Origin of the sequence: Streptomyces catenulae (assembly GCF_000718015.1) — a bacterium.
Lineage (GTDB): Bacteria > Actinomycetota > Actinomycetes > Streptomycetales > Streptomycetaceae > Streptomyces > Streptomyces catenulae.
In genome coordinates this window covers 192,028-203,176 of record NZ_JODY01000002.1, presented here as the reverse complement: position 1 = coordinate 203,176, position 11,149 = coordinate 192,028, and the positions used below count along the sequence as shown (strand labels likewise).

Here is an 11,149-nt window from a genome sequence, read left to right as displayed (position 1 = left end):
TTTCACGGGGAGTTGACGGGTCAAGGACCTTTCACGTCACCACTTGCGGAGGTCCTGTGCGAGCACGTCGCACATCCTTCCCCGACGGCTCCCCGCACCCCCGCAACCGGAACCACGACGGCCGGGCCCGCCCGGACCCGGCCCGCCGTCTCACCCCAGATCGAACGTATTGGGCAGCCCCAGCCGGTACCGGGTCTCGTCGATGCGCTTGAGGGGTTCCAGCTCCGGGGGGCGGAACAGTTGCCAGACGGGGCAGCGTTCGGCGGGCGAGGCGTCCGCGTCCAGGAGGGCGTTGACGGCGCGGCGGGCGGATTCGTTGGCGCCCTCCATGGTGGCCAGGTCCACGTCCGTGCGGACGTAGTCACCGGCGAGGAAGAAGTTCGGGACCGCGGTCTTCGCCGACGGGCGGTGGTAGAGGGTTCCGGTGGGGTGGATGAGGAGCTGCTCGCGGTTGCGGGGGTGGGGGCCACCGAGGTCTGTCACCGCCGGGTCCATGAACCAGCCGAGCCGGTCCTCGTCGCGGAGGGTCGTCCTGCCGGAGTCGTTGAGGCCGTCCTTCAGCTGGGCCCACAGTTCGGCGACGATCTCGTCCTTGGTGCACTCGCGGGCGGTCTTGCCGTAGAGGATGCCGGGCTTGTCCCATTCGGAGATGATCGTGGACAGGCATTCGCGGGCCCGGCCGTCGCCGTAGTCGCGGGCGAAGTCCCGGCCGTCCCAGAACTGTGCCTGGCCGATTCCGGTGACCGCCCAGGGGGAGTCGAGGCAGTTGATGTGGCCGTGTACGACGGGGGTGGGGGTGCGCAGATAGAACATCACGCCGGTCATCCAGTCCGACTTCAGCGCGTCGCACCGGGCCAGCTGCGGGTCGGCGGCGCGCAGGGCCGGGCCCCAGGTGGGGCGGGCGTGCTCGACGGGGAGGGCGGAGACGTAGTGGTCGGCGGTGACGGTGCGCGGATGGCTGCCGTCGCGTGCCGCGACCCGTACGCCGGTCACCCGGCCGCCTTCGTACAGCACCTCGTGGACCTCGGTGCCGAGGGCGAACTCGACGCCCCGGTCGCGCAGATGTGTCTCCCAGGGGTCGATCCAGGCTTCGCTGGTCGGGGCGTTCAGCACCCGGTCGATGTCCGCGTCGCCGTCCATACCGCGGCCGAGCAGGCCCCACAGGAGGAGGGCTTCGATGATGACGCGGCCGACGGTGCGGGTGGAGGCGATCTCGGCGCGGGTGGCGACGAGGTTACGGGTCTGGCCGATGCCGAGGAGGACCTGGTACTCGCGGCTCATCTCACCGGCGCGGATGAAGTCCCACCAGGTGACCTTCTCCCACTGGCCCTCGCGGCGGGCGTCGCAGCTGGTCAGGTGGACCAGGAGGCGGTTGGCGAAGTAGGCGGCCTCGTGGGCGGGCAGATGGGTGGCGAGGTCGAGCACCGAGAGGATCTGGTCGCGCAGCCAGGACGGGGTGAGGTCGCCGAGGGCGGGCGGGGTGGTGACCCGGCGGAGCGGGAAGTGCAGGTCCGGGCGGCCCGAGCCGCGGGCGAAGAGCGCCTCGGTGCTGTTGCGGAGGTTGCCGTGGACGCCGTGGGCGTTGCCGGGGAAGGGGATGCGGCGCATGGTGTCCGGCAGGTTCCGGTAGAAGCCGGGGAAGAAGCGGAAGCCGTGCTCGCCGGGGAGCGGTTTGCGGCCGCCCGCCGCGGTCCCGGGGACGTCCATCGAACGGGCCTTGCCGCCGAGGATGTCGTAGTACTCGTAGACCGTGACCGCGTAGCCGCGTTCGGCGAGTTCATGGGCGGCGCTGAGGCCGGACACCCCGCCGCCGAGGACCGCGACGCGCTTCCCGGTGCGGGCCGCGGCCACGGCGCCGGTGGCTCCCGAGGCGTCGAGCGCGGCCCCGCCGACGACCCCCGCGACCGCTCCGCCGGTCGCCGCCAGGAAGCGCCTGCGGCTCTGTCCGTTGCGCCCCTCGGGCTGCTGCGCGTGTTCCGTTGTCATGAGAACGGGAGGGTAGAGAGGGGCCCGGGAAGCCGGAAGTACATTTCTTGTCACGCACAGTGTTCTCACCTGTACGGGGAGGGGGCGGCGGCGCGTGCGTTCCTACAAGTCCCTTGCCTTCGGGATGAGTTGATGCGCGGGCCGGAGGGGTGGTGCGGGGGCGTGCGCGGTGTACCCGTTCGGCGTCACCGCAGGGAGCAGGTGTTGACGAGGTCGGTGTGGGGCGTGCGGGGGACGGTGTGGTCCGGGGGCGGCGGGGTGCCGTGGTCGAGCCAGGCGGCGAGGGCGTCGAAGGAGCTGCGGTAGCACGGCAGCATCGGGCGCAGGCGGTCCGGGAAGGTGTCGTAGAGCCCGTCGACGTGGTTGCCGCCCGCGACGGCGTAGTAACGGTGCAGGTCGGCGCGGCCGGAGCGGGTCACCATCCGCCGGTAGACATCGGAGTCGGTGCTCTTGGGCAACAGGGCGTCCAGCGTGCCGTGCAGGGTGATCAGGGGCCGGGTGAGGGCGCCGGTCAGGGCGATCCGGGAGACCGCGTCGTGCACCGCCGCCGGGCGGGCGGCGTAGGCGTAGCGGGCGTCGGACGGGCAGGGCGCGAGGATCTGCTCCGGGGTGGATCCGGCGCTGGTGCCGGGGCACCGCGGATCGTAGCCGGGGTCGACGGCGGCCCGGTACGCCTTCTGCGTCAGCCCCCAGTAGGTGCCGCGGTGGTACGGCCACAGGAACGCGGAGCCGCGGGCGAACCCCGCCCGTACATGTCGTCCTCGGTGGCCGTGCCGGTGCTCCAGGCGACGGCGGTCGGCAGCGGGGTGAGCAGGTTCGGGCCGCGGGCGGTCCAGAGGGTGCCCTCCCAGTCGATGCCGCCGTCGTACAGCTCGGGGTGGTGTTCGAGCTGCCGGCGGGTGAGGTAGCCGCCGTTGGAGATCCCGGTCATGACGGTGCGGCGGACGGGGCGTCCGTAGAAGCGGTGGACGGTGGTGCGGGCGGCGCGGGTGAGTTGGGTGGTGCGCCGGTTCCACTCGGCGACGGCATCGGCGGGGCGGTGGCCGTCCCGGTAGAAGTCGGGGCCGGTGTTGCCCTTGTCGGTGGCGGCGTAGGCGTAACCGGCGGCCAGGACGTAGTCGGAGATGAGGGCGTCGGTGGCGTACTGGGTGCGGTTGCCGGGCGCGCCGGTGACGACGAGACCGCCGTTCCAGCGGGCGGGCAGCCGCAGGACGAACTGCGCGTCGTGGTGCCAGCCGTGCTCGGCGTTGGTGCGGGAGGTGTCGGGGAAGTAGCCGTCGATCTGGACGCCGGGCACCCCGCTGGGGTTGCGGGTGCCGCGGGCGGCGAGGCCCGTCTGGTCCGCGGTGTCGGTGTACGGGGTGCCCGCGAGCGCCGTGGTCGTCAGGTCCGGCAGACAGGCGTGGCGCTGATGGGCGGCGCCCGGCACCGCCACCGCCCGGGCGCAGGCGGGGGCGTCGGCGGTGCGGGCGTGGGCCGGGGCGGGGCCGGTGGCGCAGGCGGCGAGGGCGAGGGCCGCGAGGGTGAACCGGCGCAGAGCAGGGCGCATCGGAGGGCTCCTGGAGAACGGTCACGGCGTGCGGAGGCGGGCAGGGGCGACGGCCGCTCCCGCGCGGCGCCGTGGCCCACCGGGTGCGGCCGACGGCTCCCGAAGGCGTCAAGTAAAGCCTCCGGCCTCCGGGTGTTCCATGGGTCGGAACACCACCTTCCGGGGGCCGCTTGTGGTTCCGGCAACCATGGGCCGCTACCCCGGCCGCTCCTACGGTGAACGGCATGGTTCCCCCAGACGAAGCGACCCGGGTCCGCGCCGCCTCCGCGACCGGCCCCGAACCGGACGCCGTGCCCGGCCCGTTGCACGGCAGGACGGCGCTGGTCACGGGCGCGGCGAGCGGTATCGGCCGGGCGTGCGCGCTGGCGCTGGCCGCGTCCGGCGCCCGCGTCCGGGTCGTCGACGTCGACGGGGAAGCCGCCGCGCGGACCGCGGCGCGGATCGACGCCACCGTCCATGTGGTGGATCTGGCCGATCCGGCGGCGGTGGCGGAGCTGCCCGCCGACGCCGACATCGTGGTCAACAACGCCGGTCTGCAACACATCGCCCCGATCACCGAGTTCGACCCCGACCGCTTCGCCCGGATGCAGCGGATCATGGTCGAGGCGCCGTTCCGGATCCTGCACCGCACCCTGCCGGGCATGTACGCGCGGGGCTGGGGCCGGGTGGTCAACATCTCCTCCGTGCACGGACTGCGCGCCAGCCCGTACAAGAGCGCCTACGTCACCGCCAAGCACGCGCTCCAGGGGCTGAGCAAGGTGACCGCCCTGGAGGGCGCGGGCCACGGTGTCACCAGCAACTGCGTCAACCCCGGCTATGTGCGCACCCCGCTGGTCGAGCGGCAGATCAGCCAACAGGCCACCGCCCACGGCATCCCGGAGGAGGACGTCATGAACGGCGTCCTCCTCGCCCGCAGCGCCGTCAAACGGCTGGTCGAACCGGACGAGGTGGCCCGGGCGGTGCTGTGGCTCTGCACCCCGCACGCCGCCTCCGTCACCGGAACCGACCTCGTCATGGACGGCGGCTGGACCGCCCACTGACCGCCCGCCCCCGGGCCCCGGACCCGCCACCGGATGCCTTATCTCCCCGTCCGTGCCTCCCCGCCGTCTCGTACGAAGGTGACGACCCGTGAACGGAAAGACCCCCAGACCCCCGCGCCTCGGCCGTGTGGTCGCGGCCGGACTGGTCGGCACCACCGTGGAGTGGTACGACTACTTCCTCTACGGCTCCGCCGCCGCGCTCGTGTTCGGCAAGGTGTTCTTCCCCGACTCCGACCCGCTGACCGGCACCCTGCTCTCCTTCCTCACCTACGCCATCGGCTTCGTGGCCCGCCCCGTCGGCGCCCTCGTCTTCGGCCACTTCGGCGACCGGATCGGCCGCAAGAAGCTCCTGGTCACCAGCCTGCTGATGATGGGCGGCGCCACCGTCCTGATCGGCTGTGTGCCGAGCTACCACGCCATCGGGGCGGCGGCTCCGGTGCTGCTGACCCTGCTGCGTCTGCTCCAGGGCTTCGCCCTCGGCGGCGAATGGGGCGGTGCGGTCCTGCTCGTCTCCGAACACGGCAGCCCCCGGCACCGCGGCTTCTGGGCCTCCTGGCCGCAGGGCGGCGCCCCCGCCGGGAACCTCCTCGCCGTCGGCGTGCTGGCCCTGCTCACCGGCACCACCACCTCCCACGCGTTCGAGACCTGGGGCTGGCGGGTGGCCTTCCTCGCCTCCGGCGTCCTCGTCCTGGTCGGCATGTGGGTGCGGCTGAGCGTGGACGAGTCGCCGCTCTTCAAGGAGGCGCTGGCCCGGGCCGAGGAACGCCGCTCGGCGGGCGCCGACGAACGGGCGCCGATGGTCGACGTGGTGCGCCACCACTGGCGGGACATCCTGGTCGCGATGGGCGCCCGGATCGCGGAGAACATCTCCTACTACATCCTCACCGCGTTCATCCTGGCCTACTGCGTCGGCCATCTGAAGCTCCCCGAACAGACCGCGCTCCACGCCGTACTGATCGGCTCGGCCGTGCAGTTCTGCCTGATCCCGCTGTTCGGCGCGGTCTCCGACCGCATCGGTCGCCGCCCCGTCTACCTGGTCGGCGCCGTCGGCACCGGCGGCTGGGTGTGGGCCTTCTTCGCGCTCGCCGACACCCGGTCCTTCGCCGCGCTGACCCTCGCCGTCGTCGTCGGACTCGTCTTCCACAGCGCCATGTACGCACCCCAGGCGGCCTTCTTCGCGGAACTCTTCGCCACCCGGGTGCGGTACTCCGGCGCGTCCATCGGCGCCCAACTCTCCTCCGTCGCCGCGGGCGCCTCCGCCCCGCTGGTCGCGACGGCGCTCCTGGGGGCGTACGGCGGTCCCGGGCCGATCGCGCTGTACGTGACGGTCGCCGCGGTCATCACGGTGGTGGCCGTGCTCCTGGCGCGGGAGACGCGCGGCAGCGACCTCGCCGCCGTCGGCGACACCGCCGAGGAGCCCCCGTCGGCGGGTGACGCCGCCCCCGCCGCGCGCCCCAACGCGCCCACCGCGTAGGCGCCATGGGGCCTCGTGACGACCACGAGGCCCCCGCGCCGCCGCTGTCTATAGTTGCCGCTGTCCTCCGCGCCCGTCCGGCCCGCCGACCCCAGGTGTCCCCATGCCCGAGCCGCCCCGCGCCGCCCCGCACCTGCGGGCCCTGCTGGAACTGCTGGAGAGCGGCGCCCCCGCCGAGGAGCTGAGCGGGCAGGTGGCGCGCGCCCGCGCCGAGGGCCTGCCCGCCGCGGAGCTGCGGGAGGTGGAGCGGGCAGCCGCGACGGCGCAGCGCATCCGCAGCACCCTCTGCCAGCACCGGCGCCGCGAGCGGGAACTCACCGCGCTGTTCGACACCGCCGGAGATCTGGCCGCCGCCACCGGCCTGGACACCGTGCTGCGCGCCATCGTCCACCGCGTCCGCAGCCTGCTGGGCACCGACACCGCCTATCTGACGCTGCCGGACGAGGAGGCCGGTGACACCTACATGCGGGTCACCGACGGCTCCGTCTCACCGGCGTTCCAGCGGCTCCGCCTCAGCCTCGGCGACGGTCTCGGCGGGCTCGTCGCCCAGACCGCCCGGCCCTACGCCACCCCCGACTACCGCATCGACCCGCGCTTCCACCACACCGGCAGCATCGACGCGGGCGTCCTGGACGAGGGGCTGGTCTCCATCCTCGGGGTGCCGCTGCTGCTGGGGTCGCGCACCGACTCCTCCCACAAGGTCGTCGGGGTGCTGTTCGCCGCGGACCGCGCGGCCCGGTCCTTCGGCCAGGACGAGATCGCCCTGCTCCAGTCCCTGGCCACCCACGCCGCCGTCGCCATCGACACGGCCCGCAGCATCGCCGAGACCCGGCAGGCGCTGGACGGACTCGCCGCCGCCAACGAGACCGTCCGCCGTCAGACCGAGGCGCTGCACCGGGCCGAGGAGGCCCATGACCGCCTCACCGACCTGGTGCTGCGCGGCGGCGACATACCCCAGGTCACGGCCGCCCTCGCCGGACTGCTGCACGGCCCCATCTCCTTGCACGACCCGGAGGGCGTCCCCCTCGCGGCGACCGACGGGCACGGCGCGGCCTTCCCGCTCGACGACACCGTGGCCGAGTGGCTGCCGACGGCGTCGGAGGACTCCCGGCGGCGGGCGCGCGCCGTGCACCGGGCGGGGCACTGGGTGTGCGCGGTGCTGGCCGGGCCGGAGATCCTGGCCACGCTCGTCCTGCACGGCCCGCGTGCGCTGGAGGACAGCGACCGGCGCCTGTTCGAACGGGCCTCCGTCGTCACCGGTCTGCTCGTGATGCTGCGCCGCCGGGCCGCCGAGACCGAGAACCGGCTGCGCGGCAACCTCGTCGCCGACCTGCTCGACGCCCCCGGTCAGGACCCCGGCGCCCTGATCGAGCGGGGCCGTCGGCTCGGCATCGACCTGCGCCGCCCGCACCTCGTCCTCGTCGCCCGCACCGCCCAGGGCGCCCGGGAACGGCTCAACCTCGCCAGCCTCTCCCACCTCACCCACCACCCCGGCACCGTCAGCGCCGAGCACCACGGCTCCCTCGTCCTGCTCCGGTCGCTCGCCCGGAAGGACGGCGCGGACGGCCCGGACGCCCTCGCCGCGGAACCCGGGCGGCTCGCCCGCGACCTCGCCCGGCAGTGGGGCCGCGCGGTCGGCGCCCCGGTCACGGTGGCCGCCGCCGGTCCCGCCTCCGGCCTCACCGCGGTCGTCGAGGCGCACGCCGAGGCCACCCGCTGCCTGCGCGCCCTGCACGCGCTCGGCCGCACCGGCGACGGCGCCCACATCGGCGAACTCGGCTTCCTCGGCGTCGTCCTGGGCGAGAGCCGGGACACACGCACCTTCGTGGCCGCCACCCTCGGCCCGCTGCTCGCCTACGACGCCGAGCGCGGCACCGAACTCGTCCGCACCCTGGAGGCGTACTTCGCCACCGGCCGGAGCCTCACCCGCGCCAAGGACCTGCTCCACGTCCACGTCAACACCGTCGTCCAGCGCCTCGCCCGGGTGCAGAACCTGCTCGGCGCCGACTGGAACAGCCCCGACCGCGCCCTCGAACTCCACCTCGCCCTACGCCTGCACACGGTCGCCGCCCCGCACGGCTGAGCCCCGGCCCGTCTACCGGCTGTCGAGGCCCCAGAACACGGCGGTGTGGTACGAGGAGCAGATCGTGTCGAGGAAGTAGGCGCCGGTGGAACCGCACCGGGTGTCGCCGTCACCGGGGGCGACGGCCAGCCCGTGCCCCATCCCGGCGACGGAGAACAGCGCCACATCGGGCCGGTCCGGGTCGGCGCCGTACACGGTCTCGGTGGTGTCACCGGGCAGTTGGCGGGTGGCCGTGGGCCGGTTGCCCACCCCGCGGACATCGGTCCACTGGTCGCGCAGCTCGGTGCCGTTGACGGGGGCGACCGTGTGGTCGGCGCCGCCCTGCCAGATCGCCACCCGCGGCCAACCGCCCTCATGACCGGGGGCGGAGGCGCGGACCTTGTCGCCCCACTGCCGCGGCGACAGATGCTGATCGGCCAGCTGGCAGCCGCTCGCGCCCAGGATGGTGGTGGCGCACTGCGCGGGGAGACCGGAGTTGACGGCGCCACCGGCGAAGACGTCCGGATAGTCGGCCAGGAGATCCGCCGTCATGCCGCCCCCGGCCGAGAGCCCCGTGGCGAAGACCCGAGTGGTGTCGGAGCCGTACGTGGTGACGGCTTTGTCCACCATCTGCTTGATGGAGGCGGCCTCCCCCTTGTCCCGTCGGCTCTCGCCCGCGTCGAACCACCGGAAGCAGGACTGCGGATTGTTGGCGGCGGTGGTCTGGGGGAAGACGACCGCGAATCCGTACCGGTCGGCCAGCTCCGGCCAGCCGGAGTGGCCGTAGTAGTCGGCGGCGCTCTGGGTACAGCCGTGCAGGGCGACCACCACCGGCGCGCCCTTCGGCAGCGCCGCCGGGGCGTAGGTGTACATCTGTAGGTTGCCCGGGTTGGACCCGAAGCCGGTGACCTGCTCGAACGAGCCGCTGACCGGCTGCGCCGCGGCGGACCGCGCCGGGACACCGAGCGCCACCAGCGCGGCTGCGGCAAGAGCGGCACCCGTCGCGAGGCGCCGAGGGCGTGCGGAGAACATGACCGGCTCCCTTGTGTGGGGGAATCTTCCACCGACCGGGAACCGCCCGTATCCACGGCCCGGCCGACTCCTGGAGCTGTCGAACCTAGGCGGGTCGGCCGGGGAGAAATATGTGCGGAGGAGCCATACCGGCGCCGCCAACTATGGTCCACGGAGCCGTTGTTAGCGGGGCGGACCGGCCGCCGACGGTCCGGTCGTCCGCGGGGCGCCGGACCCTCAGACGCCGCCGTCCCGCAGGGCGGCGAGGGCCGCGTCGAGGCGGCGGGTGGCCTCTTCCGCGACGGGGGCCATGGCGGCGACACCGGAGAGCGTGACCATGGTGCCGGGGTCGATGGCCTGGACGACGGTGTGGTCGCCCTCGGCGCGGACGACGACGTTGCAGGGGAGCAGCAGCCCGACGGAACGGTCGGCCTGCAGCGCCCGGTGCGCCAGTGGCGGGTGGCACGCCCCGAGGATCAGATAGTCCTCCATCTCGTGGTCGAGCTTGGCCTTCAGCGTCGCGCGCACATCGATCTCGGTGAGCACGCCGAAACCCTGGTCCGCCAGCGCCGCCCGGACGGCCGTGACGGTCTCGTCGAAGCCGCCGCTCAGGCGCACGGTGCGGTCGTACGGCATGGTCATCGCCTCTTCGTGGGGGAGCGGCCGTGGGCCGGTGCCGGTCTTCGGGAGGCCCGCGGTCTCCCGTCCGGACGGGCCGGGGAAGGGCGGGCACAGCGGCGGAATGTACCCCGGCGGGGACGGGAGAGCGCGGCGGCTCCGCTCTCCCCGGCGAGGTGTCGCGCGAAAGGAGCATCGCGGTGGGCGTGCCGCCCGCGGTGTCCGTCGGCGCGATGGAGACCGGGGACCGAGGCCGGGACCCGGTGCCGGGTGGCTCCGGGAGTGCCCCGGCCCCGTCCCGCGCCCGGTGCGGCCCGTCAGGCGAGCGAGAGGAAGAGCTTCTCCAGCCTGGCGCGCATCTCGTCGGGGTCCTCGCCGGAGCGGTTGCCGTTCTCCATGTCGGTCAGGCACTGCTGGAGACCGGTGGCGATGATCGCGAATCCGGCGCGGTCCAGGGCCCGGGAGGCGGCGGCCAACTGTGTGACGACGTCCTCGCAGTCCCGGCCCTCCTCGATCATCCGGATCACCCCGGAGATCTGCCCCTGTGCCCGCCGCAGCCGGTTGAGCACGGACTTCAGCTCCGCCGCCAGATCAAGTTCCATCACGACTCCTCACTCGATACCCCCAGGGGTAACGCACCGCCCCTCCGGGGCATTCCCGGAGGGGCGAGGACACCACGTCACGGGCCGACGCCCGCCGTCCTCGTCCCGGCGAGGCGGGCCCCGTCAGCCCTTGGCGGAGAAGCTGTCGTGCCAGGCGGCCCTGGCGCCCGAGTCGCCGATCCGGTAGACCTGCACGCCCGCGCCGACCCCGACGACCAGGGACAGCACCGCGGCGGCGAGGCGCAGCGGTAGGGCCACCCCGCCGGAGGGGCCCGGCGCGGCGGGGGCGCGGTGGGCGGCGCGGCGGTAGCACCACCACACCGCGGTGGCCACCACGAAGAGCGCCAGCGCCCAGGGGAGCAGCCCGTCGCCCAGCTCCGTATGGGCACGGACCAGCGGATCGCCGGCCACATGCCGCTCCAGCCACTCGCCCGCGTCGGTCGTCAGCGGCACGCTGATCAGCGAGACGAGCGCGAGGGCCGGCAGGGCGAGACCGAACCGGCGCATGACCGAGGGCAGGGCGGCGGAGAGGATCAGCGCGAGGGCGGTGAGCGGTACCAGGACCACGACGACATGGACGAGCAGGACGTGCGCGGGGAGGCCGTTGATCAGGTCGAGTCCCACGGGGGGCTCCTTCGGGGTCGGTGTGCGGGCCGGTCGGGAGGCGGGCGGGGTGCCGCGACGCCCGCGACGGTGCGTCGGCCACGGGCGGGCGTCCGATTTCTACCGCACGGGCAGTGAATGCCGGGTTTCTCTCGGCGGACGCGTCCCGGTGAGGGCGGCCCAGCCTCACAGCCTCCGCTCTGT

7 protein-coding genes and 2 pseudogenes are annotated in these 11,149 nt (G+C 73.9%); 3 read left to right on the top strand and 6 right to left on the bottom strand.

The window, feature by feature from the left end:
* Positions 1-150: 150 nt before the first annotated feature.
* Both IF23_RS0103100 and IF23_RS30865 read right to left on the bottom strand, forming a co-directional pair.
* Positions 151-1,986, bottom strand: a complete 1,836-nt coding sequence (locus IF23_RS0103100) for a hydroxysqualene dehydroxylase (RefSeq protein ID WP_030279459.1) — start codon at positions 1,984-1,986, stop codon at positions 151-153.
* A 185-nt stretch (positions 1,987-2,171) separates the two neighbouring features.
* Positions 2,172-3,535, bottom strand: a pseudogene (locus IF23_RS30865) (tannase/feruloyl esterase family alpha/beta hydrolase).
* A gap of 224 nt (positions 3,536-3,759) precedes the next feature.
* On the opposite strand from IF23_RS30865, the gene IF23_RS0103090 reads away from it, so the two are divergent.
* From IF23_RS0103090 to IF23_RS0103080, 3 genes are all read left to right on the top strand, one after another.
* Entirely contained in the window at positions 3,760-4,575 is an 816-nt protein-coding gene (locus tag IF23_RS0103090; protein ID WP_051739134.1) for a 3-hydroxybutyrate dehydrogenase, read from the top strand.
* 88 nt (positions 4,576-4,663) lie between these two features.
* A complete protein-coding gene (locus tag IF23_RS0103085) occupies positions 4,664-6,049 on the top strand; it encodes an MFS transporter (protein ID WP_030279455.1) in 1,386 nt (461 codons plus the stop codon).
* A 103-nt stretch (positions 6,050-6,152) separates the two neighbouring features.
* On the top strand, positions 6,153-8,132 hold the full coding sequence (locus IF23_RS0103080) for a helix-turn-helix domain-containing protein (RefSeq protein ID WP_030279453.1): 1,980 nt from the start codon (positions 6,153-6,155) through the stop codon (positions 8,130-8,132).
* 21 nt (positions 8,133-8,153) lie between these two features.
* Here IF23_RS0103080 and IF23_RS0103075 read toward each other — a convergent pair.
* The 4 genes and pseudogenes from IF23_RS0103075 to IF23_RS0103060 form a co-directional block, all read right to left on the bottom strand.
* Positions 8,154-9,143 (bottom strand): annotated as a pseudogene (locus IF23_RS0103075) (extracellular catalytic domain type 1 short-chain-length polyhydroxyalkanoate depolymerase); the annotation flags it as partial.
* 216 nt (positions 9,144-9,359) lie between these two features.
* Positions 9,360-9,758 carry a DUF302 domain-containing protein gene (locus IF23_RS0103070; protein WP_030279450.1) on the bottom strand — a complete coding sequence of 133 codons (399 nt, stop codon included), beginning with the start codon at positions 9,756-9,758 and terminating at the stop codon, positions 9,360-9,362.
* A gap of 299 nt (positions 9,759-10,057) precedes the next feature.
* A complete protein-coding gene (locus IF23_RS0103065) occupies positions 10,058-10,342 on the bottom strand; it encodes a metal-sensitive transcriptional regulator (protein WP_030279448.1) in 285 nt (94 codons plus the stop codon).
* 123 nt (positions 10,343-10,465) lie between these two features.
* Entirely contained in the window at positions 10,466-10,966 is a 501-nt protein-coding gene (locus tag IF23_RS0103060) for a DUF2231 domain-containing protein (protein WP_030279447.1), read from the bottom strand.
* Positions 10,967-11,149 lie beyond the last annotated feature (183 nt).

Coding starts and splice junctions, on each gene's coding strand:
- IF23_RS0103090 (WP_051739134.1), top strand. CDS start 3,760: ATGGTTCCCCCAGACGAAGCGACCCGGGTCCGCGCCGCCTCCGCGACC.
- IF23_RS0103100 (WP_030279459.1), bottom strand. CDS start 1,986: ATGACAACGGAACACGCGCAGCAGCCCGAGGGGCGCAACGGACAGAGC.
- IF23_RS0103070 (WP_030279450.1), bottom strand. CDS start 9,758: ATGCCGTACGACCGCACCGTGCGCCTGAGCGGCGGCTTCGACGAGACC.
- IF23_RS0103065 (WP_030279448.1), bottom strand. CDS start 10,342: ATGGAACTTGATCTGGCGGCGGAGCTGAAGTCCGTGCTCAACCGGCTG.
- IF23_RS0103080 (WP_030279453.1), top strand. CDS start 6,153: ATGCCCGAGCCGCCCCGCGCCGCCCCGCACCTGCGGGCCCTGCTGGAA.